Origin of the sequence: Collinsella sp. TM06-3, assembly GCF_003436395.1 — a bacterium.
Taxonomy (GTDB): domain Bacteria; phylum Actinomycetota; class Coriobacteriia; order Coriobacteriales; family Coriobacteriaceae; genus Collinsella.
In genome coordinates this window covers 104758-128738 of sequence record NZ_QSPG01000004.1, presented here as the reverse complement: position 1 = coordinate 128738, position 23981 = coordinate 104758, and the positions used below count along the sequence as shown (strand labels likewise).

Genomic DNA, 23981 nt, shown 5'->3' with positions numbered 1-23981 from the left:
GGTTAGAGGGCGGGTGGGAGGGTGTCGAGGAGGGCTTGGGCGGTGTTGGCGGCGCAGTCGCGTGAGTCGATGATGTAGTCGGCCCAGGCGCGGTAGCGCGGCATGCGCTGCTCGGCAAGTTTATCGATGCCATCACGGGCGGTGATAGGGCGTCCCTTGTGGGCGAGTTCGTCGAGCTTGCGGTTGAGCATCACGATCTGGCTGTTTTGGTGCAGCAGCGGATAGTTTTCGTCGCGCGTGACCACGCCGCCGCCGGTGGAAAGCACCAGGCCGCTGCGCTTGGAAATGTCGGCCAGCTCCGCTGTCTCCTGCTCGCGGAAGGCGGCCTCGCCGCGCTCGACGATAAAGTCGGCGCAGGGCATGTCGAGGCGTTCCTCGAGGGCGCGGTCCAGGTCGATGTGCTCGCGACCCGTGAGCAGGGCAATCTGCTCACCCACGCGGGTCTTGCCCGAGCCCGGCATGCCGATCAGCGCGATGTTCTGTTCGCGGCGTGACAAGCGCTCCGTTATGTCCAGGATGCGCTCGCGCGGGGTGACCTGGCCGGTATAGCGCTCAACGGCTTGCGCCGCTTGGGCCACGAGCATTAGCAGGCCGTCGATGCAAGGGATACCGCGGCGCTCGGCCTCGAGCATCAGGCCCGTGCGGGCGGGGTTGTAGACAATGTCGATAACGCCTTCGAGCGCATCGAGCCCTTCGAACGTGCAAGGCGCGTCGGGGCAGTGGGGGAACATGCCGGCAGGCGTGCAGTTGACGAGCAGGGCGGCGTCGGACTGCTGCGCGATGTTGCCGTAGTTGACCTCGCTCGTGCGACCCACGGGTACGACGATGGCGCCCAGGTCTCCCAGCACCATGCTCGCCGTGGTGCCGGCGCCACCGGTGGCGCCGAGCACGAGAACTTTCTTGCCGGTAACCTCAACTCCCAGCTCCTCGACCAGGCACTGAAAACCAAAGTAGTCAGTATTATCGCCGCGCAGGCGGCCGTCGGGCAGGCGCGTGATGGTGTTGACGTTGCCCATGCGCTCGGCGAGCGGGCTCAGCTCGTCCAGATACTCCATGACGGCGCGCTTGTAGGGGATGGTCACGTTGGTGCCCTCCCATTCGTCGCCCGTCATAAAGGCCTCAAGATCCTCGGGCTCGCGCTCAAAACGCACGTACTCGAGCCCAGCGAGCTCCTTGTAGATGGTTGGGGTGTAGCTGTGGCCCAGCACGCGGCCCAGCACTCCGTAGGGGCGGGTTGCGGCGGTATCGGTCATCTAGAGCACCTCCGTGTAGCTGCCAAAGTAGGTGAAGCTCTCGCACACGTCGTCGATAGAATCGAGCAGGTCGTCGAGGGCCTTGCTGCCAAAGGGGCAGTCCAGATCAAAGTAGAACATAAACTCAAAGTCGCGGCCGGGGATGGGGCGGCTCTCGAGCTTGATGAGGTTGATGTTGAGCGCATAGAAGCGCTCGAGCACGCGGTAGAGGGCGCCCGGCTCATTGGCCGTGGTAATCATGAGCGAGGTACGGTTGGCACCGGGATAGACGCGCGGCTCACGGCTGATGACGACAAAGCGCGTGTAGTTGTTGTCCGAGTCCTGGATGTTGGGCTCCAGCACCTCCAGGCCATAGAGTGCCGCGCAGCTGCGCGATGCGATGGCGGCAATATCGGTGCGCTCGGAGCTGGCGACCATCTCGGCCGACATGGCGGTGTTGGGGTACTTGGTGGCGTGCAGGTCGTGGGACTCGATAAAGCCCGCACACTGGGCAATGGCTTGGCCGTGGCTGTAAACCTCGCGCACGTCGGCGAGCTTGGTGCCGGGCTTGACGAGCATGTTGTGGTCGATCTTGAGGCGAAGCGAGCGCACGATGTGGAAGTCGAACTGGGCGAGCAGGTCGTAGACGGCGTTGACCGAGCCGGCGGTGGAGTTCTCGATGGGCAGCACGCCAAACTCGCAGAAGCCGTCGCGCACAGCGCGCATAACGCCTTCGAAGGTCTCGAAAAACGCGATGTCGGGCACGTCGAAGAGTTTGCACGCGGCGATCTGGCTATAGGCACCTTCCACGCCCTGGCAGGCAACGGTGGCCGTTTGAGGGAAGGGCGTGTCAAAGGCTGCAGCCGTGGCGTGGGCCTTTTGCGAGACGGTGATGCCCTTGAGCTCGTTGATGTAGCGCTGCTGCTCGGCCTTGCTCATGCTCATAAGGAGGCGGAACAGGGTGATGGTCTGCGCCTCGTAGCGCTCGGGCGCGCGGCTGGCGAGGTTGTTGAGTTTTGAGCGCTCGCGGGCGGGGTCAAAGACGGCCTTGCCCATCTCGATCTTTGATTTGGCGACCTCGGTGGCAATGTCCATACGCTCGACAAAGCTATTGAGGAGCGTGGTGTCGATGCCATCGATGGCCTGGCGGATGTCAGCAAGGTCCATGGAGACCCCTTTCACGTGTCGGGGGATGTTGAGGGGTGGGTAGTTAGCGCTGGGCGGCGTCTTCGAGGAGGGCGTCCCAGATGGCAAGGGCGGCGGCTGCCTCGGCCACGGGGACGGCGCGCGGGACGATGCAGGGATCGTGGCGGCCGTGGACCGAGAGCTCGGCATTTTCCATAGCGTCCATGTCCACCGTCTGCTGCTCGCGGCCAATGGAGGGTGTCGGCTTTACGGCCATGCGCCACATGACGGGCGCGCCGGTCGAAATACCGCCCAGGATGCCGCCGGCGTTGTTGGACTCGACCTCGATCTCGCCGGTCTCGGCATCGATGCGATACGGATCGTTGTTCTCGCTGCCGCGCATGGCGGCCACGGCAAAGCCCATGCCAAACTCCACGCCCCTTACGGCGGGAATGCCAAACGCGATCTGCGCGATGCGGTTCTCGATGCCGTCGAACATGGGGTCGCCGATGCCTGCGGGAAGCCCGTAAATGCCGCACTCCACGATGCCGCCGATGCTGTCGAGTTCGTCACGCGCGGCTAGGATTTCCTCGCGCATGCGGCCGGCTGCGGCGGCATCAATGCACGGCAGATCGTTCGTAAGGATCGCCTTGCGGTCGGCCTCGCGATAGACTATGTCGTCCATCGGCAGGTCGGAGATGCCGCCGATCTGCGCCACATGCGCCATCACTTTAATGCCGCGGGCCTCGAGCGCCTGCAGCGCAATGCCGCCGGCGATGCACAGGGGTGCCGTCAGGCGGCCGGAGAAATGCCCGCCACCGGCGACATCGTGCATGTTGTGATACTTCACGCGCGCAGGGAAGTCCGCATGTCCCGGACGGGGCTTGCGGCGCAGCTCGGAGTAATCCTTGGAGCGCGTGTTGGTGTTCTCGATAATCGCAGCGATGGGCGCGCCGGTGGTATGTCCATCGACCACACCGGCGATGATATGCGCGGCGTCGGCCTCGCGGCGCTTGGTCGCGGTCTCGTCGCGACCGGGGGCGCGACGGTCCAAAAAGGCCTGCAGCTGCTCCTGATCCACGGCAATACCAGCGGGGATGCCGTCGAGCGAGCAACCGATAGCGGGGGAGTGCGACTGGCCGAAGATGCTCAGGTGCAATACGTTGCCAAAGGTCGAGGACATGCTATTCCTCCTCGAGCGTGGCCTTGCCGCCCAGCAGACGGTAGTGGTCGAAGAAATCGGGATAGGATTTGTTGACTGCCTCGGCGCCGTGGATCACAACTTCGCCGGTGGCACGGCTCGCGGCGATAGCGGCCATCATGGCGATGCGATGGTCGTTGTGCGAATCGACCTCGCCGCCGGTTAAGGCATCGACACCCTTGATGATGAGGTCATCGCCGGCAATGCGCACCTGCGCGCCCAGCGCGGTGAGCTCGCGGGTGGTCGTGACCAGGCGGTCGGATTCCTTGATGCGCAGACGGGCGCAATCGCGGATAAAGGTGCGGCCCTGCGCCAGCGAGGCTACGGCCGAGATGACGGGCACCAGGTCAGGAATGTCGTGGGCGCTCATCTCAAAGCCGGCGAGCTTGTCGGACTGCACGGTGGCGGCGTTGGTGGAGCGCACGATGCGGGCGCCAAAGCGCGAAAGCGCGGCGAGCACGTTTCGGTCGCCCTGCGCGGAGCTCAGGGATACGCCCTCCACGGTGATGGGGTCGGCGCCGATAGCGCCGGCGCACAGCCAAAAGGCGGCGTTGGACCAGTCGCCCTCGACAGCAACGCTGCCGGGCGTGCGGTACGAGCCGCTGCTCACGCGGAAGTTCGTGACCTCGGGCTGGCCGTCCTTGGCCGGAATACGCTCGACGTTGACCTCGACGCCAAAGGCCTTCATGGCCTGGATCGTCAGGTTGATGTAGGGGCGGCTCTCGATGAGGCCGGTTACCTGCACGCAGGAGGGCTGGGCCAGCAGCGGGGCTGCCAGCAGCAGGCCCGAGATGTACTGCGAGCTCACGTTGCCCGGAAGCACAAAGGTGCCCGGGCGCATGCGGCCGCTCGTCTTGAGCGGAAAACCGCCCAGACCCTGTAGGTCGCAGCCGGCGGCGATGATCTCGTCCGAGAGCGGGGAGAGCGGGCGGGCGCCCAAGCGCCCCTGACCCACAAAAGTTGCTTCTGCACCCAGCGCGCAGGCGACAGGCAGCATAAAGCGCAGCGTGGAGCCACTTTCACCGCAGTCAAGCGTGCCGCCGGCAAGGGCCTTGAGCAGGCCAAACTCAACACTCTTCATGGTGGGGTGGACCTGGAAGCCGTCCTCGACGGTCTCGATGCGAGCACCCAGTGCCGTAAGGCAGCGCACCGTGGCCTCGATGTCGGCGCAGGTGGTGTTGCAGGTGACGTGCGTCTCGCCGTTGGCAAGCGCGGCGCAGATGATGAGGCGATGCGCCATCGACTTGGACGCGATGGCGGGAACGGTGCCCTTAAGCGGGGACGGGGTGATGCGGGCTAGCATGCGGATGCGTCTCCCTTCTGGCCGAGGCCCTCGGCAATGAGTTCGTGGAAAGTGGAAAGCGGCGTGCGGTCGATGCTGCAGCGGCCAATGCCGTGCGGAATCACCAAGTCGATAGTGTCACCGGCGCGTTTTTTGTCGTGCAGCGCCTCGGCAAAGATGGCGTCGGCCGAAAGCTCGCAGCGAGTCTTGAGGCCATGACGGGCGCAGAGCTCTTCGATGCGGCCGGGAAGTTCGACATCACAAATACCGTGCAGGGCCGCGGCGCGCGTGATGATGCCCATGCCGATCGACACGCAGTTGCCGTGTCCGAGCTCAAAGTGCTCGCAGGCCTCGACGGCGTGTCCGGCGCTGTGTCCAAAGTTGAGGAGCTTGCGCTGGTTGGTTTCGCGCTCGTCGGCGACGACCACGGCGCGCTTGATGTCGATATTGCGGGCGATGATGAGCGCTACGCGGGCCACATCGCGGTTGAGCAGCTCCAGCGTGAGCGGGGTCTTCTCCAGCTCGGCGAAAAGCTCCGGGTCGGCGATCACGGCGTGCTTGACGACCTCGCCGCAGCCGTCGGCGAACTGCTCGGGCGTGAGGGTGGCCAGACACCCCACGTCGGCGATAACCACGCTCGGCTGCCAAAAGGCGCCGGCCAAGTTCTTGCCGGCAGCCAGGTCTATGGCGGTCTTGCCTCCCACCGACGAATCCACCATGGCGAGCAGGCTCGTGGGGATCTGCACAAACTTGCAGCCGCGCATGTAGGTGGCGGCTACAAAGCCCGCCACGTCGCCCACGACGCCGCCGCCGAGTGCCACGATCACGTCGGAGCGCGAAAGCTCGTGCTCGGCCACAAACTCCAAAATGGCAACGTAGGTCTCGGCGCGCTTATGGGCCTCGCCGGCCTCGAAGGTGCAGATGCTCACCTCGTAGCCTGACGCCTCCAGGCTCTGCTTAACGGGCATCTGGTAGAGCGGGCCCACGTTGGTGTCCGTCACGATGACGGCCTTGGTGCCGCCGGCGGTGGCGCGCACGAGCGGCCCCGCCTGCTCCAGCAAAAACGTGCCAACATGCACCTGGTAGGGGCGTGCAGTGTCGATATCGATGGTAATCGCCATAAGCTTCGGTCCTTTCGACCTGGCGTGATGGGTTGTCTAGTGGGAGGCCTCGTCGTCGAGTGCGCGCTTAATGCGGTCGCCCTCGGCAAGGAGATTCTCCAGATAGCGCTGGTCGCGGTCCTTGAGCGCGCGGCTGTAGGCGCCAAGCGATTCGATCAGATGGTCGATCTCGAAGGCGAGCGCGTCGGCGTCGTCGATCATGAGCTCGGACCACATCTGGGGGTTGAGGTGCGCCACGCGGGTGAGATCGCGGTAGCTGCCGGCCGAAAAGCCGTGGTGGACCTGGGCAGTGGGGCTTTTGACGTAGGCGTTGGATACCACGTGCGCAAGCTGGCTCGTGAAGGCGATGACACGGTCGTGCTCGGCGGCGCTGGTCACGCTGAACTTGCCAAAGCCCAAGGGGCGCACCATCTCGCGCACCTGGCCCAAAAGCTCCAGCTTGAGCGCATCGTCCACCGCGGGCGGTACGAGCACCAGCGGGGCGCCCTGGAACAGGTCGGCGCGGGAGTGTGCATAGCCCGAGTACTGCGTGCCCGCCATGGGGTGCGCGCCCACAAAGTAAAAGCCGTGCTCGCGGGCAAGCTCAAAGGCGCGCTCGCACACGATACCCTTGACGCCCACCGTGTCAATTACCACGGGGCCCATGATGGCCTCGGTATCGGTGGCGTCGGCGAGTGCCTGGGCGTGTGCCTCGAGCCATTCGATGCAGGCTTCGGGGTAGCAAGCCAGGACGATGATGTCGCATTCGCCGAGTGTCTTGTCGTTGAGCTCTCCGGCGACGGTGCCCATGCTGGCGGCGGTCATGACATCGTCATCGGGATCCCAGGCCAGCACGCGAACGCCCGCCTGCGCATAGCCGCGGGCAAAGCTGCCGCCGATGAGGCCAAGGCCGACGATGCCGGCGCACTTGGGGCCGCCCTGGTTAACGCGCGCGTTTCTCACTGTACCCATGGGCTACTCCATGGTCTCTTGGCAGACGACCTCGCGGATGGCTCGGATGCGACGCATGGTGTCGTCGAACTGATCGGGGGTGAGGGCCTGAGCGCCGTCGGACCATGCGCGGCTGGGCTCGTCGTGGACCTCGATCTCCAGGCCGTTGGCACCGCAGGCGGTCGCGGCGAGCGCCATGGGCTCAACGTAGCGGGTGTAGCCGGTGGCGTGGCTGGGGTCGGCGACGACGGGCAGGTGCGACAGGTGGTGCAGCACCGGCACGGCGTTGAGGTCGAATGTGTTGCGAGTACGGGTCTCGAAGGTGCGGATGCCGCGCTCGCACAGGATGACGTTGTCGTTGCCCTCGCTCATGATGTACTCGGCGGCCATGAGCAGCTCATCGATCGTGCCGGACATGCCGCGCTTAAGCAAGATCGGAGTCTTGGTCTTGCCGACCTCTTTGAGCAGGGGGAAGTTCTGGGCGTTGCGGGCGCCGATCTGCATGACGTCGATCTTCTTGTCCAGGAAGACCTGCACGTCGCGTGGGTCCATGATCTCGGTGACGATCGGCATGTCGAGCTCAGCAGACGCCTCGCACAGCAGGTCCAGACCGGCGGGGCCCATGCCCTGGTAGGCGTACGGGGAAGTGCGGGGCTTGTAGGCACCGCCGCGCAGCATCGTGGCACCGGCGGCCTTCACGCGGCGGGCGATGCGGATGAGGTTCTCGCCCTCGACGGAGCACGGGCCGGCAATGACTTGGAACTGATCGCCGCCGATCTTGACGCCGTGGCCGCAGTCGATGACGGAGTCCTCGGGGTGGAACTTGCGGTTGGCGCGCTTGAACGGCTCGGAGACGCGCTGCACGCGCTCGACGACATCCATGGACTCGAGCAGGAACGGGTCGATCTTGGTCGTATCGCCCACCAGGCCGATGACCGTCTCATTCTCGCCGCGCGAGACATCGGTCTTCAGGCCCTTTTTCTCAATCCAGCTGACGATATGGCTGACGGCCTCGTCGCTGGCGCTCTCTTTTAAAATTGCAATCATGGTGTGCCTCTCACCTCGATGGATAACCCTTGCAAAAACGGCCCGCATCGCGAGCCGTGTATATATGGTGCATGAGAGTTTATACTATCTGATTCGCTTTTGCCTTCTAAAGTGAGCCGTTGCGCCGCGTCTTCCCCGGAATTGCAAAGCTTTTTCTTTTATTTTGATAGCCCGTGGTGCACTTGGGTATAATGCCAAACGTTGGCCCTATTAGCTCAGGGGATTAGAGCGTCTGCCTCCGGAGCAGAAGGCCGTTGGTTCGAATCCAACATGGGGCACCATCGAACGTGAGACCGTCCGAACCTCGCATGGTCCGGGCAGTTTTTCTTATACCGACGCGACGTGATGGGACGTGGTATGGCAGCAACGGATATCGAGCGCGGACTCTCGACCGCCGAGGTCGAGGAGCGCATCGCCGTCGGTAAGATCAACCGCAACATGGAGCTCAAGACCAAGTCGGTCAAAGAGCTCATCATCGAGAACCTCTGCACGCTGTTCAATTTGATCAACGTGATCTTGGCGCTCCTGGTCATTGTGACCGGGTCGTTTAAGAACCTGACGTTTTTGTTCGTGGTGTTTCTCAATACCGCCATCGGTGTCATCCAGTCCATGCGCTCTAAGAAGATGGTCGATAAACTCACGCTGCTGACCTCCAAGAAGGCCATCGCGGTGCGCGACGGCGCCGAGGTGGAGCTCGACCTGGACCAGATCGTGCTCGATGACATCATCCGCTTGGGGCGCGGCGACCAGATCCCCGCTGACGCCGTGGTGGTTTCGGGCGAGGCGCTCGTGAATGAGAGCCTGCTGACGGGCGAGAGCGATCTTATTAAGAAACAGCCTGGTTCTGAGCTCATGAGCGGCAGCTTTATCGACTCGGGCCTGCTGCGCGCCCGCGTGATCCATGTCGGCGCCGACAACTACGTAGCCAAAATTAATAACGAGGCCAAGTACGTCAAAAAGGTCAATTCTGAGATCATGAACGCGCTTAACGCCATCGTGCGGTTTGCGAGCATCATCATGATCCCGCTCGGTTTGGCGTTGTTTTCCTCGAGTGTGAGCGAGCTGTGGGATGCCGCGGGAACCCCGGGCGATAGCGCGCTTTCGTGGTGCTTCTCCGAGCTGCTGGCCGGCCGCGTGCCCTCGTCGGCGCTGCTGTCCACGGTGGGCGCCCTGCTGGGCATGATCCCGCAAGGCCTGGTGCTGCTGACCTCGTCGGTGCTCGCCATCGCCACGGTGCGCCTGGCCCGCCGCAAGGTGCTGGCGCAGCAGCTCTACTGCATCGAGACGCTCGCGCGCGTCGACGTGCTGTGCCTGGACAAGACAGGCACCATCACGTCGGGTCGCATGGAGGTCGAGGGCACGTATCCGCTGCCGATCGAGGGCTTTGGCATGGGCGCGGGGGAGGGCGAAGCCGCCGTTCCCGTCGATACCACGGTGCTCGATTTTGCGCTGGCTAACGTGGCGCGTGCGACTTCGGCCGATGCCAATGAGACCTGCCAGGCGCTGCTCAACTATTACGCAGATCGCCCGGTCGAGGTGTCTGAGCCGCTGTCGGTCATTCCGTTCTCGTCCTCCAAAAAGTGGAGCGGCGCGTCGTTTGCGCAGGGCTCCTATGTGATGGGTGCGGCGCAGTTTGTGCTCTCTGATCGTGCGTTTGCCCAGGTCGAGAACCGTGTCGCCGAGCTTGCCGATACCTGCCGCGTGCTCGTGGTGGCGCGCGTGGACGGCTTTACGCCCGATGGCGATATGGCGGGCGAGGCCGAGCCCGTGGGCTTTGTGACCATCCGCGACGAGATTCGTACCTCGGCGGCCGAGACCATCGGCTACTTTAACGAGCAGGGCGTGACCCTCAACGTGATCAGTGGCGACGACCCGCGTACGGTGTCGTCGATCGCTCGCGTGGTGGGCGTGCCGGGGGCGGACGCTTATGTGGACGCCACGACGCTCGATACGCCGGCCAAGCTCGATGCCGCAGTGGACCGCTACCATGTCTTTGGTCGTGTGACCCCGCAGCAGAAGCGCGAGCTCGTGCAGGCACTCAAGCGCCGCGAGCACACCGTGGCCATGACAGGCGACGGCGTCAACGACGTGCTGGCGCTCAAGGAGGCCGACTGCTCCGTGGCCATGGCGGCCGGCTCCGATGCCGCGCGTAACGTGGCCGAGATCGAACTCGTCGACAACGACTTTGCCTCGATGCCCGCCGTGGTGGCCGAGGGCCGTCGCTCCATCAACAACCTGCAGCGTTCGGCTTCGCTGTTCTTGACCAAGACGCTGTTCTCGATGGGCCTGGCGGCGCTGTGCATCGCGCTGCCGCCGTACCCCTTCGAGCCCATCCAGATGACGCTCATTAGCTTCTTCTGCATCGGCGCGCCGGGCTTTGTGTTGGGCCTGGAGCCCAACAATGCTCGCGTGAAGGGTGCGTTTTTGACCAACGTGCTCAAGCGTGCGCTGCCGGCGTCGCTTGCGGTCATTATGGCCGCGGCGCTCGATATCTTTGTGGCGCGCGTGTTTGGCTTTAGCCAGCTCACGCTGTCTACGATGTGCCTGCTTACGTCGTGCGCGGCGAGCGTCAGCCTGATCTGGCGTATCTCGCAGCCCCTCACACCCTTGCGCGTGGCGCTCTTTGTGTTTGTAGTCGCCAGCATCCTGGTGGGCGTTATCGGATTCCCGGAGCTGCTGTCTATTGCCAACCTGTCGATGGGCCAGATGGTTATCTTGGCTGTCATCGTGGCCTTTACCTGCTCGGTGTTCTTTAAGCTCGCCACGATGATGGATTCGCTTAAGCCGCGTCGTCGTCATGCCGCAACTGGTTTTGGCCGCGGTGTGCGCGTCCGCCTGGGTCGCGGTGGCGGTAAGGTGAGCTCGACGGGTTCGACGGCGGAGCGTTTTGCCATGCGCGTCGCCGCCGACATGGCGCAGCGCCGCGAAGCTCGCACCGTTCGCGAGGCCGAGGCCCGTGCACTCGAGGGCGTGGCGCAGACCCAACCCAAGAAAAAGAAGAGCGCCGGTGCCAAGCGCTCCCGCGTGACCAAATCGGCCCAGGGCATTAAGGTCTCGATGCCAAGCAAAAAGAAGAAGTAACTACGCGCCCTGGCGATGTTGAATTGGTGCCTTGCTCCTGTGGGGCCGTTGCGATGTTATGCTCTAACCTCGATTGTTTGAATTGCTTCGAAAAGAGGATGCCGTGATCTGTCCGCATTGCCTTAAGACCATCGAGGACGGCGCCTCGTTCTGCCCCTACTGCAACGCCTATGTGGGTCCGGGCGATGGTCCGGAGCACACCGAGTTCGTGTTCTGTGAGGGCTGCGGTGCCCGTCTTTCTCCGCATGATCGTACGTGCCCCAAATGCGGACGCCCCGCTCCGGGTATCCTCTCCGAGGACGCGGCAGCATCCGACCTGGCAGCGGGCCGCACGGCGGGCTTTCCGCGCCTAACGCAAGAGCAGATCGATACCGAGGTGCCGCATGCGCCGGCCTCTGCCGCTGCGGTGCTTTCAGACGCCGCCGACCCCAATGAGACCTGCGTGCTGCCGGCTTTTGATAAGGATTTCGGTATCCCCAAGGTCGATATTCCCATGCCCGTTTCCCTGCATGACGATGCTCAAAAACCCAAGCGCAAGGTGCACCCCGACGAGGACGCCTATCACAAGCACAAGCGTCATATTCCCAAGCCGCTTATCGTCATCGCGGTCCTTGCCGTCGTTTGCGGCGGTGCCTATTGGTTCGTGACGACCGATCCCATGGGTGTTATGCCCGGCTTCTACGACCAGTTTGGCCAAGCTGCACAAACCACCTTCCCCACGCGCCAAAAGGGCGAGGCGACTGAGGACGATACCAAGCAGGACGATTCTGCCGAGGTGGTCCAGGAAGAAACCGTGCTCACCGATGATCAGCTCTATACCAGGCTCGACGGTCTGTATCAGACCATCGTGTCCTACGCTGACGAAGACCAGATCGGCGAGGTCATCGATTCCTTTAACAACGGCTATCTCCGAACGCCGCTGTCCACCCGTCAGGAGCTGTCGCAGAGTGCCTACGCCCTGCGTGACCAGATAAAAAAGACGCAAGATGAGCTTAACAACCTGAAAGTACAGGACGATACGGTCTATGCGGATGACATCGCCCACTTAAAGCAGCTTGCCGAGTGGATGTATGAGCGCGTCGACGTGATCTGCCAGAGCTGGGACATCTCGCTGGCCATTCCCGATGGCGAGTCGATGAGTTCCCACCAAAGCGAGATCCTGGCGCCCATCGCGCAGGGTGGCAACAGCGCGCTGAACCAGTACGACGCCAATGTGGGTTCCTGGAAGCCGCAGCAGCGTTCCTAAAATTAGTTCGCCATAGTCGGCATAACCTACGTGCGCAATTGATGTAAGCCCGTGCTTATTGCTACAATTCGTACAAATATGCTTTAAACGCACGAGGAAGGAACCACATGTTTGGTTTTAAGAAAGAGCTCTACACGCCCGAGTATCAGCTTGTCGGCGACGAGTGCGCCGTAATCGAGACGTCGAAGGGTACCATCAAGGTCAAGTTTGACGGCGAGGGCGCTCCCATTCATGTCGCGAACTTCTGCGAGCTTTCCACGATGGGTTTCTATGATGGCCTTAAGTTCCATCGCTATGTGCCCGGCTTTGTCATTCAGGGCGGCGACCCCAATACCCGCGATATGTCCGGCGCCGACGTCGCTGCCGGCCTTGAGGGCCCCGACGGCATGCCCGGTACCGGTGGCCCCGGCTACTGCATCAAGGGCGAGTTTGCCACCAATCCGCGCAACAGCCATGTTGATGGTGCCCTTGCCATGGCACGCTCCATGGACCCCGATTCCGCGGGTTCGCAGTTTTACTTCTGCCTGGGTGCCCAGCATAACCTCGATTCCGGTTACACCGTCTTTGGTACCACGGTCGAGGGTCTCGATGTGATTTCGCAGCTGCGTGCCGGCGACGAGATCGTCCATGTCGAGATCGTTCACGAGTAAAGGGGACTTCCTTGAATAGCCAGCTGATCCAACAGGGCCGCGCCGCTTGCCGCGCGGGTGATTTTTCCGCTGCAGCCCAGATGCTTGGGGCGGCAAAGACTCCCGATGAGATTATGGGCGAGGCAGATCACCTTCGTGGCAACGCCTTGATGCACCTGGGCATGTATGCCGAGGCCGCCGAGGCCTATGCCGCCGCCCTCAACGACGGCACCTACGGCAAGCGCGGCGCGCTGCTCACCAACCGCGGCAAGGCGCTTGCCGCCGTGGGCGACTACACGACGGCCGCTCAGGCGTTCTCTGCTGCTACGCAGGATGCTTCCTATGCCACGCCGTTCAAGGCCTATCTGGGCCTGGGCAATGCGCTGTTCCAGTCGGGCGACTATGCCAACGCAGGAACTGCCTTCCGTCAGGCTGCCATCGACGGCGCCAATCCGGCTCCTGCCGCCGCACTCGGCGAGCTCGGTCGTTGCTTCATTAAGCTCGGCCGTCCGGCGGATGCCGTGGAGACCTACCGCACGGCTATCGACTTTGCCGGCCCCCGCGACGACACGCGTGCGCTCAACGCCGGCATGGGTCAGGCGCTTTCTGCCGCCGGCCGTCCCTCCGACGCACTCGACGCCTTTAACGCCGCTACTGCCGATGGCATCTACCAGCTCACCTCCGAGCAGGCCGATGAGCTTGCCCGCGTGCACGATTCGCTTGCCGCGCTGTCTGCCCAGACGGCTATGGCCACGGCTCCGGCGCCCGCGATGGACGCTCCTGCCGTCGATCCGCTCGATCCTACGGGCGCGACCGGTCAGTTTATGCCCGATCCCTCGGACACCGGCTTCTTTACGCTGTCCGAGTCCGAGATGGTCCAGCAGGACCGTCAGGATCGTAAGCAGGCCAAGGTCCGTCGTCGCCATCGCCACACGGGTCTTAAAGTCTTCATCGTGCTGCTTCTGCTCATTTTGATCGCCGCGGGCGGTCTGGGCTTTGCCTACACGCGCGGCTTTGGCTTCCCGTCTCAGGAGTCTGTCGTTACCGATCTGTTCCAGGCTGCCGGCGACGGTGACGCCGCAAAGGCCGAGTCTTGCCTGGCCTCGAGCCTGTCCGAGGACGCTAAGTCGATGATCATCTCCTCGATTCCGCAGGGTGCCACCGTGTCCGTCGAGGGCATGGATCAGTCCATGACCGAGACGACCGCCAAGGTGAAGGCATCGCTGTCCAAGGGCGGCGAGCAGGAGTACACCGTCAAATTCGTGCGCTCCGACAACCATATCGGCTGGGCCGTTTCTTCGCTTGATATGGATTTCTCGGCTGCTGACAACCAGTAGTGACCTTATGGGATTTAGCTTTGCCCGGCGCTTCACCGCAAGTGAGGCGCCGGGCTTGCCCTAGTATGATGAGCTAGTAGTTTTCCAGCAATCATCCAACACATCAGGAGTTGCGTTGTTTTCTTTGATGGATATGTTCTTCGGTAGCTATGCGGGCGATCTTGCCATCGACCTCGGCACCGCCAATACGCTTGTCTCCGTGCGCGGCAAGGGCATCGTCATTCGCGAGCCCTCTGTTGTCGCCATCGACAAGAACGACGAGCGCATCTTGGCGGTCGGTATCGAGGCAAAGCGCATGCTCGGCCGTACGCCCGGCAACATCGTGGCCGTTCGTCCCCTGAAGGACGGCGTCATCGCCGACTTCGATGTTACCGAGGCCATGCTTCGCTACTTTATCGACAAGGCGTCCGAGAAGCGCTATCCGTGGACTCCGCGTCCGCGTGTTGTCGTCTGCGTTCCCTCCGGTGTCACGTCGGTCGAGAAGCGCGCTGTCTTTGAGGCCACGATCCAGGCCGGTGCCCGCCAGGCCTATCTGATCGAAGAGCCCATGGCGGCTGCCATCGGCGCCGACCTGCCCGTCGAGGAACCCACCGGCTCCATGGTCATCGACATCGGTGGCGGTACCACCGAGGTTGCCGTTATCGCTATGGGCGGCATCGTCGTCTCGCAGTCCATCCGTATTGCCGGCGACGAGTTCGATCAGGCCATCCTCACGCACGTTCGTGATGCCTACAACCTGGCCATCGGCGAGCGTACGGCAGAGGACATCAAGATCAAGGTCGGCTCCGCCGTGCCGCTCAAGGATGAGCTCGACGTCGAGGTCAACGGCCGCGACGTGATCACCGGTCTGCCCAAGACCGTGCGCATCGAGAGCGAGGAGATTCGTCGCGCACTCAACAAGCCGCTCGACGAGATGGCCAAGGCCGTCAAGGACGCACTCGACGCTACGCCTCCCGATCTTGCCTCGGACCTTATGTACTATGGCATTTTGCTGACCGGTGGCGGCGCGCTGCTGCGCGGTCTCGATGTGCGCCTGCGCGATGAGACCGGCGTTTCGGTCAACGTCAGCCCCACGGCGCTCGATAACGTTGTTAACGGCTGTGCCCGCGTGCTCGAGGCCAATGCGTTTGATGGCGGCTTCGTCCAGACCAATGCTTAATTTCCAAAAGGTGGATTCCATTTGGCACGATCTTCGGGTTTCTCCACAAATCTGAATACCAAGCGACAATCAAATGGTATGCGCCCGTTGATTGTTTTCAGCCTGATTTCGGTGTTGCTGCTCACGTTTTACATCCGCGAGGGCGAGGCAGGACCGATTCATGCCGTGCGCTCGGGCGTGACGACGATTACCTCGCCGGTGCGCTTTGTGGGCTCGGCTGTGGCGGCTCCCTTCAATGCGATCGGTAACGTGTTCTCTAACCTTACGGCGTCGCAGGACACGCTTGACGAGCTTAAGAAGCAAAACGAGGAACTGACCTCTAAGGTTGCCGAGCTCTCCGAGGCTCAAAAGACCGCCGAGCGACTGGAGGGGCTGGTCGGCCTGCAGTCGACCTACAACCTCAAATCAACCGCAGCTCGTATCGTCGGCGCTTCGGGCGATGCCTGGACCTCGACCGTCACCATCGATAAGGGTTCTGCCGACGGTCTTACCATCAACATGCCTGTGACGAGTTCTGCCGGTGTCATAGGCCAGATTATCGAGGTCTCGGCCAAGACGTCCACCGTGCGCCTGATTGGCGATGAGAACTCGGGCGTGTCCGCTATGGTGCAGGACACGCGCGCCCAGGGCATGCTGCAGGGTCAGGCTGACGGCACGCTGCGTCTTGAGTACGTGAGCGTCGATTCCGACGTTAAGGTTGGCGACATCATCGTGACCTCGGGCATTGGCGGTGTGTTCCCCAAGGGTCTACCGCTCGGCACCGTCTCGTCTGTTGAGAAATCGGCTAACGACGTGTACTACACCATTGTGGTGCGCGCCCAGACGACGGCCGAGAACAACGAGGAAGTGCTGGTCATTACCTCGCTGACCGACGAACAGTCGGCCTCGGATGAGGACGTGAACACGGCCAACGGCACGCCGCAGGGAACGTCGCGCGATGCTGCGACCAAGACGAAGGACGAGAGCCCGGATGACAGTTCCGACACGTCCGAGACGACCGATTCCGGCTCGAGCGAATAGGGGGCATGTCCATGGATCTACACGAGCAGGGGATGAGCTCCCGCACGTTTGTAATCGCCGCCATTGTGTGCGTGCTGCTGCAGGCAGGCCTGGCACCGCAGATCTCCATTGCGGGCGGTCGCGTCAACTTTATGATTATCCTGGTGTGCCTAAGCGTGTTCTCGGGCGACCCGACCCGTGCCGTCGTGTGCGGTTTTTGCAGCGGCTTGTTCTATGACCTTTCCGCTGCCGTGCCGGTGGGCGTTATGTCGCTCCTGCTGACCGTGGGTTCTTTTGCCCTGGTGCATAGCGCTGCCGGTCAGACGGGCGGTGCCCCGAGTGCGCGCGGCATCACGGTGGGCGCCTTCGCGTTCGTCATTAATGTGATCTACAGCATCATCTTGCTGTTTATGGGTTTGGAGACGAGCTTTGTCGTGGCGATTTTCGGCCATGCGCTGCCGTCTTCGATCCTGACGGGTCTGGTTGCCATTCCGTTTTTGATGTCCGGCGTCGTGCCGCAGTCCGGTTATGGATTCTCCGCACGTGGCGGACGCCAGACGGGCATGCGCTTTAAGCCCAAGACCCGTAAGCTCAAATAGGGGAGGCTCGTAGATGTCTTCCCAGATGACGGTTATTATCGCCGGTATCGTGCTGGTTGTGGCCATCGTGGTCGCACTGGTCATTATGCGTCGCGGCGATTCTCGTTTTACATACGATACGCAGCATGGGACGGCCCCGCGCGCCACCGAGGGCGAGGGCAATACCGCGGCGACCGCCTTTAAGGGCCGCTTCTCCATCCTCACCACGGGTGCGGGCGCGATGTTCGCGGCGCTTGCCGTCAAGCTGTGGGGCATGCAGATGGTCTCGTCGGACTATTACGAAAAGCAGGCTAATAGCAATCAGACGCGCACCGTTACCACACCCGCTGTGCGCGGCCGCATCCTCGACCGCAATGGCGTGGCGCTTGTCCAGAACCGTCCCTCACTTGCTGTCGTGGCCTACCGCGACCTTGCCGAGGATGAGGTTCTGGTTCGCCATCTTGCCAACGTGCTCGGTATGCCCTACGTGGCGGTGCTGCGCAATATTCAGGACAATTCCGAGGGCGCCCAGAGCCTGCATACCATCGCGACGGACGTCCGTCGCTCCACGGTTGCCTATATTCAGGAGCACGCCGGCGAGTTCCCGGGCGTCAAGATTGCCGAGCGTACCGAGCGCCAGTATCCATATGGCGAGACGGCATGCCATATCTTGGGCTATACCGGCACCATTACCTCCGAGCAGCTCGAGGCCCAGAATAAGAAAACCTCTGGTGATGATGATGCTTCTGCTGGCCGGATTACGTACCAGTCGGGCGATATCGTGGGCCAGGCGGGTGTTGAGAGCTACTACGAAAACCTGCTGCAGGGTATTCGTGGCGAGCAGACCGTCAAGGTCGATGCCTCGGGCAATGTGACCGGTCAGGCCGGCGCCGTGCCCGCCAAGGCCGGCTCCGACATTAAGCTCACGCTCGACCTTAAGATCCAACAGGCCTGTGAGACGGCGCTGGCGAGCGCCATCGAGCTTGCCAAGACCACTGGCTACAGCAATGCCGGCAACGGCGCTGTGGTGTGTCTCGATCCCAACAATGGCGAGATCCTGGGCATGGCGAGCGAGCCCAAGTTCGATCCGTCCGTCTTTATCGGCGGCGTCTCAAATGACGTGTGGACCGAGCTCAATGATGACAAGGGTTCGCACCCGCTGCTCAACCGCGCCATTAGCGGACAGTACATGTCGGCCTCGACCATCAAGCCGCTCTCGGCACTGGCCGGTCTTGAGTTTGGAACCTACACTTCAACGCAGACAACCAACTGCACGGGCTATTGGACGGGCCTGGGCAAGGCTTGGGGCAAGCGCTGCTGGCTGACGTCTGGCCACGGCACCATGACGCTGCAGTCGGGTATCGCCAACTCGTGCGACCCCGTCTTCTACGACATGGGCAAGGCCTTCTTTTATGACGAGCAACATTCCGAGGGCCTGCAGGAGGTCTTTCGTCGCTGGGGCCTAGGCAAGACCTGCGGTATCGATCTGCCGAGTGAGGGCGCGGGCCGTATTCCCGATGCCGAGTGGAAAGAGTCGTACTTTACCGACGCCTCTGCCGAGGACCGCAAGTGGAATGCCGGCGATATGACCAACATTGCCATCGGCCAAGGCGACATCTTGGTGACGCCCCTGCAGATGGCGTGCGCCTATATGGGTCTTGCCAACGGCGGCAAACAGTACGTGCCTCACGTGTTTTTGTCTGCCGTGTCGCGCGATGGCGACGGCGATGCCTATAAGTACAACGGCAAGGGCAAGAAGAAGCGCCTGGAGGCCAAGATCAACAGCGATTCGGATTTGACTCTTGTTCGCAACGGCATGCACGACGTGATTTACACGGCATCGACGTCCCTGGCGGCTCACTTTGGCACCCTGACGCCGCAGGTGTACGGCAAGTCGGGCACGGGCGAGAAAAGCGGCGAGGACGAATACGCGTGGTTCTGCGCCTATGCACCGGCCGATGATCCCAAGTATGTCATCGCTACTGTCCTGGAGCAGGGCGGCGGTGGTTCGGATACCGCGATGCATGTCGTGCGCGACGTGCTCGGCGTGATTTATGACGAGCCCGATACCTCTTCGGCCTCGGGCGATTCTTCGGTTCGATAGGAGGTTGCGATGGATTTTTCTCCGGCGGATCTGTTCCGTTCAACCAAGACCGGCTCTCGCAGCAGCCTGGACCGCGTCAACAAGCAACTTTCGGCCTCGCGCGGTACGTTTCGCCAAAAGGTGCATATCGGTGTGCTGCTGGCTACCGTCGCGCTCGTTGCCTATGGCGCCATCATTATTTGGTCGGCGTCACAGTTTAAGGCCGACGCCTCATTCTCGCGCCACCTGCTGGGCATTGGCATTGGCGCGGTGCTTGCGGTGCTCGTCTGGCGTACCGATCTGCGCGGTATTTCCAATTTTTCGACGGCGTTGCTCGTCATCGACCTGATCGTGATCTTCTCGCCCAAGATTCCGGGTCTGTCCTATACGGGCGGTCTGGGCATGACAGGCTGGATCAAGATTCCCGGTATCGGCTTGACATTCCAGCCGGTCGAGCTTGCCAAGCTCATCACCATCTTCTTTATCGCCACGCTTGGCTCGCAGTATAACGGCCGCATCGATACCGTTCGCGACTACGTCAAGCTCTGCGGCATGCTGTCCATCCCGTTTTTGGCCGTCGTTGCCATGGGCGACCTGGGCTCGGGCCTGGTCGTGCTGGTCTCGGGCGCCATCGTCATCTGTATGAGCGGTGCACGCCGCGAATGGGTGCTGTCGACCCTGGCCCTGCTCGTGGGCCTGGTGGCCCTCGTTCTGGCGCTTGATTCGGTCTTTGATTCGTTGCTCGGCCACGATGTGCTCATCAAGCAGTACCAGATGAACCGTCTGACGGTCTTTATCGACCCCGATAATGCCGATTCGGACGATGCCTACAACCTGCAGCAGTCGCTAATCGCCGTTGGCTCGGGCGGCTTCTTTGGTAAGGGTTTGGGCCATGCGACGCAGTCGGCCGGCGGCTTTCTGCCTGAGTTCCACACCGACTTCGTCTTCGCCTTCCTGTCCGAGACCTTTGGCTTTTGCGGTTCCTTTTTGCTCCTGTGCCTCTACGTGCTGTTGATCTTTTCGACGATTCGCGTCGCCTTTAAATGCGAGTCCCTGTTTTTGCGTCTTTCGTGTGTTGGCATCGTTGGCATGTGGGCGTTCCAGACCTTCGAAAACATCGGCATGTGCATCGGCATGATGCCGATTACCGGTATTCCGCTACCGTTTATTAGCTTCGGTTCGTCTTCGATGATGATTCAGCTGCTGACGGTGGGTATCGTACAATCCATATGGCGGCATCGTTCGGGCGCCGCGTAACCGCTGGAGGGGTTTGCTATGAAAATTCCCGTAGATAAGCTGACCCGCGCTTTTAAGATGGGCGCGTCCGTTAAGAAGGATTCCGATACGCCGGTGCGCGTCTCGGTCTATCTGGATTCGTCCGCCTCGCGCTTTCTGGCCGAGACGGTGCGTGATGCCTTTGTGCCGCAGACGACCTCGGGCATTGTGCGCGTCGAGCGTCTGGGGGAGGAGCGAATTGCTCCAAAGACCGATACCGATGTGGTGCTGGTGCTCTCGTGTGGTTCCGACCGCTTGGAGAGTGCCGTGCAGGAGCTCGTGATCGCCGGCGCGCCCGTGTGCGTGCTTGCCGAGTCTGCTGTGGAGGTGCCGTTTATCGAGGAGTCCACGCCCATGCTTGGCGTGGTAGCGGCAACCGATAAGACGTATCTGCTCGAGACGCTTGCCCGCTGGATTCTCGATCGCACGGACAAGGAAACGGCTTTTGCGGCGAACTTTGCCTTCATGCGCATCGCGGCGGCCAACCGCATCATCACCTCGTGTGCGCTCACCAATATGGCGACCGGGGCTTTGGTGTTTTTGCCGGGCGCCGATTATCCCGTTATGGCGCTGGCGCAGGTGGGCATGCTCTTTGAGCTCGCTGCCGTCTTTGGACGCGGCATTAAGCCCGAGCGCGGCTACGAGGTCGCCGGCGTGCTTGCCGGCGGTCTTGTGATCCGCGCGGTCACCCGCGCGCTCGTCAAGCAGACGCCGCATATTGGGTTTGCCGTCAAGGCGCTCACTGCTGCCGCGGGCACCTATGGCATGGGCCGTGCGCTCGTTTCGCTCTACGAGCGCGATGTCGACTACAGCCGTGCCAACGAGGTGGTCACTGCCACGTTCTCCCGCGTTCGCGATCTGGTGACCACGGTCGCGGGCGCTACCCGTCCTATGGCGTCCTATCAGGACGCATCAGATCTCGCTGCTTAGGGGTTTTCCGTTGCGCGTTGCATACCAAGACTGTTTTCATTTAATTGAGCCGTTGCTCGCCAAGGTCGAGAAGCCGAGTCGCTATATCGATCACGAGTGGGGCACGCTTTCCAAGGCCGATGCCGACTACCGTTGCTGCCTGATCTACCCGGATGTGTACGAGGTTGGTCTGCCCAACCAGGGCATCGCCATCCTCTACAACATCCTTAACCAGGCCGAGGGCATCTCCTGTGAGCGCGGCTATGTGCCGTGGCCCGATATGGGTGACGCCATGCGCGAGGCGGGTATTCCGCTGTTGTCGCTCGAGGGTGCAGCGCCGGTCGCTTCGTTTGATATCGTCGGTCTGCATGTGCCGCATGAGATGGCGGTGACGAACTTCCTCGAGGCTCTCGACCTCGCTGGCATTCCGCTGTTGGCGGCCGACCGCACCGAGGACGACCCCATTATCATCGCCGGTGGTCCTTCGGTGTACAACCCCGAGCCGTACGCGGCCTTCTTCGATGCCATCCTCATCGGCGAGGGCGAGGAATCGCTGCTCGAGACCTGCCAGCTGCATCGCCGCCTGCGCGACGAAGGAGTCCCGCGCGAGCAGATTGTTGAGCAGCTTGCATCCATTGCCGGCAACTACGTGCCGTCGCTCTATGAGGTTCGTCACGACGAGCCCTGCTCGCCGCATGGCTACACCGTGCCGCGTGAGGGCAAGGATGCGCCGACCGTGGTCTACAAGCGCGTCGTCGAGGATTTCGGCGCCACGAATCCGCTGTCGCAGTCGTGCGTGCCCTATGCGCAGCTGGTTCACGACCGCCTGTCTATCGAGATCCTGCGCGGCTGCGCCCGCGGCTGTCGTTTTTGTCAGGCCGGCATGACGTATCGCCCGGTGCGCGAGCGCTCGGCCGACCAGATCGTCTCGTCGGTGATTCAGGGTCTGGAAAAGACCGGCTATGACGAGGTGTCGCTGACCTCGCTCTCCACGACCGACCACTCCTGCATTCGCGACGTGCTCGGCAGGCTCAACCGCCGCCTGGAGGATACGGGTATTCGCGTGTCTATTCCGTCGCAGCGCCTGGATTCGTTTGGCGTGGATATGGCCGAGTCGGTCGCCGGCGAAAAGAAGGGCGGCCTGACGTTCGCGCCCGAGGCCGGCAGCCAGCGCATGCGCGACATCATTAACAAGAACGTGACCGAGGAGGACCTGGACCGTGCGGCCAAGGCAGCCTTCGAGGCCGGCTGGAACCGCATGAAGCTCTACTTTATGATGGGCCTTCCCGGCGAGCGCGACGAGGACATCGTGGCCATCGCCAATCTGGCCGATCACGTGCTGGAGCTCGGTCGTTCCGTGGTGCCCAAGGCTCGTCGCGGCTCGATCTCGGTGTCCATCTCGGTTTCGGTCTTTATTCCCAAGGCTGCCACGCCGTTCCAGTGGTGCCCGCAGCTCGACTACGACGACGTCAAGCGCCGCCAGAAGCTGCTTGTCACGAGCGTTCGCAACCGTGCCGTCCGCGTGCATTACCACGATGCCGAGACCTCGCTCATCGAGGCCGCGCTGTCCCGCGCCGGTCGTGACATGACGCCCGTCATCATCGATGCTTGGCGCGCGGGCTCTCGCTTTGACGCTTGGGTAGAGCATTTCTCGCTCGATAACTGGAAGGAGGCTGCTGCCAAAAACGGCATCGACCTCAATGAGCTCGTGCACCTGCCCTACGAGTTGGACTGGCGCCTACCGTGGGAGCATGTGAGCCCCGGCTGCACGCGCGGCTTCCTCGAGCGCGAGTACCGTCGCTCGCTCGAGGGCGTCACGACTCCCGACTGCACCCGCACGTCGTGCACCGGCTGCGGAATCTGCCCCACGCTTCACGCCAAGAATGTATTGATGGGTGATCGCGCATGAGTGAGCGCCTGACCGACAACCCCACGCTCTTTAGACTTCGTGTTCGCTATGGCAAGCGCGATCGCCTTAAGTACCTGGGCCATCTCGAAGTAATCCATACCATTGAGCGCATCGTGCGCCGCGCGGGACTTCCCTATGCCGTCACACAGGGCTTCTCTCCGCACATGCGCGTGGGCTTCTCTTCGGCGCTACCGGTGGGTACGTCGTCGACCTGCGAGTGGTATGACCTGTTTATGACCGAGTTCGTGGCGCTCGACGAGGCGTTTGGGCGCCTGGCTGCGGCGTCTCCGGCCGATCTGGCGCCCATCGAGGCGGCGTACATCGACGTGCGCACGCCGGCGTTGACGGCGCAGCTCACGCGTCTGTCGTATCGCATCGACCTGCACTTGGATCCCGAGGCGCCCGTAAGCGCCGACGAGGTGCGTCGTGCGATCGACACGCTGCGCGCGGACCATGGCATCGACTACGCGCGCGGCAAAAAGAGCAAGCGCTTGGATTTGGATCACACGCTCGTGGGCTATGAGCTCACGGCGGGGGAGCGCCCTGACCATTTGGTGCTCATGCTCGACACCCATGCCGACAACGAGGGCTCCATGCGTCCGGAAATTTTGCTTTCCGCTGCTGATGTTTTGTTGCAGGGCTTGACCCCGGGCGTGGATGCACCTATTGTTTCCACTGGTATGCAAGACCTCGTGACCATCTGCTCCTACGATGTCGAGCGTCAGAATCAAGCATGCGAGGACGACGAGGGCCGACTCGTCAGCCCCATACCTGTGCGAACTTGTGGATTTGCTCCACATACTCGTTGACGGGGGTATTTTCGCCTGCTACTATATTC

The 23981-nt window shown here is 62.3% G+C and carries 19 protein-coding genes and 1 tRNA gene; 13 read left to right on the top strand and 7 right to left on the bottom strand.

All coding sequences use genetic code 11. The features are described 5' to 3' along the window. Positions 1-2: 2 nt before the first annotated feature. From DXD56_RS03025 to aroF, 7 genes are read right to left on the bottom strand one after another with little or no spacing between them, the layout of a single operon-like run. Positions 3-1253 (bottom strand): shikimate kinase, encoded by a 1251-nt coding sequence (locus DXD56_RS03025; RefSeq protein ID WP_117639971.1) that lies wholly within the window; start codon positions 1251-1253, stop codon positions 3-5. Next, positions 1254-2399, bottom strand: a complete 1146-nt coding sequence (pheA, locus tag DXD56_RS03020) for a prephenate dehydratase (RefSeq protein ID WP_117639969.1) — start codon at positions 2397-2399, stop codon at positions 1254-1256. It lies immediately after the preceding gene. A gap of 43 nt (positions 2400-2442) precedes the next feature. Then, positions 2443-3540: a chorismate synthase gene (aroC, locus tag DXD56_RS03015; RefSeq protein ID WP_117639967.1), complete on the bottom strand. Its 1098-nt coding sequence runs from the start codon at positions 3538-3540 to the stop codon at positions 2443-2445. A 1-nt stretch (position 3541) separates the two neighbouring features. Then, the gene (gene aroA, locus DXD56_RS03010; protein WP_117639965.1) at positions 3542-4861 is read right to left on the bottom strand and encodes a 3-phosphoshikimate 1-carboxyvinyltransferase; all 1320 of its coding nucleotides are present in this window, start codon (positions 4859-4861) and stop codon (positions 3542-3544) included. Further along, positions 4855-5961, bottom strand: a complete 1107-nt coding sequence (gene aroB / locus DXD56_RS03005) for a 3-dehydroquinate synthase (RefSeq protein WP_117639963.1) — start codon at positions 5959-5961, stop codon at positions 4855-4857. The genes aroA and aroB overlap by 7 nt, the downstream gene beginning before the upstream one ends. Before the next feature lie 36 nt (positions 5962-5997). Continuing rightward, positions 5998-6912: a prephenate dehydrogenase/arogenate dehydrogenase family protein gene (locus tag DXD56_RS03000; RefSeq protein ID WP_117564237.1), complete on the bottom strand. Its 915-nt coding sequence runs from the start codon at positions 6910-6912 to the stop codon at positions 5998-6000. Positions 6913-6915: 3 nt separating this feature from the next. Then, entirely contained in the window at positions 6916-7938 is a 1023-nt protein-coding gene (gene aroF, locus DXD56_RS02995) for a 3-deoxy-7-phosphoheptulonate synthase (RefSeq protein WP_117639961.1), read from the bottom strand. A gap of 204 nt (positions 7939-8142) precedes the next feature. Between aroF and DXD56_RS02990 the strand changes: the two genes are divergently transcribed. The 13 genes from DXD56_RS02990 (at position 8143) to DXD56_RS02930 (ending at position 23952) form a co-directional block, all read left to right on the top strand. Further along, positions 8143-8219 (top strand) — tRNA-Arg (locus DXD56_RS02990). A 76-nt stretch (positions 8220-8295) separates the two neighbouring features. Then, positions 8296-11019 (top strand): HAD-IC family P-type ATPase, encoded by a 2724-nt coding sequence (locus DXD56_RS02985; protein ID WP_117639959.1) that lies wholly within the window; start codon positions 8296-8298, stop codon positions 11017-11019. A 103-nt stretch (positions 11020-11122) separates the two neighbouring features. After that, the gene (locus DXD56_RS02980) at positions 11123-12265 is read left to right on the top strand and encodes a zinc ribbon domain-containing protein (protein ID WP_158549290.1); all 1143 of its coding nucleotides are present in this window, start codon (positions 11123-11125) and stop codon (positions 12263-12265) included. A 107-nt stretch (positions 12266-12372) separates the two neighbouring features. Then, complete coding sequence (locus DXD56_RS02975) at positions 12373-12915, top strand: peptidylprolyl isomerase (RefSeq protein WP_055249980.1); 543 nt, start codon at positions 12373-12375, stop codon at positions 12913-12915. Positions 12916-12926: 11 nt separating this feature from the next. Further along, positions 12927-14231, top strand: a complete 1305-nt coding sequence (locus DXD56_RS02970) for a tetratricopeptide repeat protein (protein ID WP_233524911.1) — start codon at positions 12927-12929, stop codon at positions 14229-14231. Between the two features lie 127 nt (positions 14232-14358). Continuing rightward, positions 14359-15390, top strand: a complete 1032-nt coding sequence (locus DXD56_RS02965; RefSeq protein ID WP_006236061.1) for a rod shape-determining protein — start codon at positions 14359-14361, stop codon at positions 15388-15390. Positions 15391-15468: 78 nt separating this feature from the next. Further along, positions 15469-16410: a rod shape-determining protein MreC gene (gene mreC, locus DXD56_RS02960; RefSeq protein WP_117639955.1), complete on the top strand. Its 942-nt coding sequence runs from the start codon at positions 15469-15471 to the stop codon at positions 16408-16410. Positions 16411-16421: 11 nt separating this feature from the next. Continuing rightward, positions 16422-16988: a hypothetical protein gene (locus DXD56_RS02955; RefSeq protein WP_117583249.1), complete on the top strand. Its 567-nt coding sequence runs from the start codon at positions 16422-16424 to the stop codon at positions 16986-16988. Positions 16989-17001: 13 nt separating this feature from the next. After that, positions 17002-19071, top strand: a complete 2070-nt coding sequence (gene mrdA / locus DXD56_RS02950; RefSeq protein ID WP_117639953.1) for a penicillin-binding protein 2 — start codon at positions 17002-17004, stop codon at positions 19069-19071. Between the two features lie 9 nt (positions 19072-19080). Then, a complete protein-coding gene (locus tag DXD56_RS02945; RefSeq protein WP_055249988.1) occupies positions 19081-20307 on the top strand; it encodes an FtsW/RodA/SpoVE family cell cycle protein in 1227 nt (408 codons plus the stop codon). A gap of 18 nt (positions 20308-20325) precedes the next feature. Continuing rightward, positions 20326-21255: a YcjF family protein gene (locus DXD56_RS02940; RefSeq protein ID WP_006236071.1), complete on the top strand. Its 930-nt coding sequence runs from the start codon at positions 20326-20328 to the stop codon at positions 21253-21255. Positions 21256-21265: 10 nt separating this feature from the next. Beyond that, entirely contained in the window at positions 21266-23143 is a 1878-nt protein-coding gene (locus DXD56_RS02935; protein WP_117629156.1) for a TIGR03960 family B12-binding radical SAM protein, read from the top strand. Beyond that, positions 23140-23952: a TIGR03936 family radical SAM-associated protein gene (locus DXD56_RS02930; RefSeq protein ID WP_099431827.1), complete on the top strand. Its 813-nt coding sequence runs from the start codon at positions 23140-23142 to the stop codon at positions 23950-23952. Before DXD56_RS02935 ends, DXD56_RS02930 begins: the two co-directional genes overlap by 4 nt. The last annotated feature ends 29 nt before the right edge of the window (positions 23953-23981 follow it).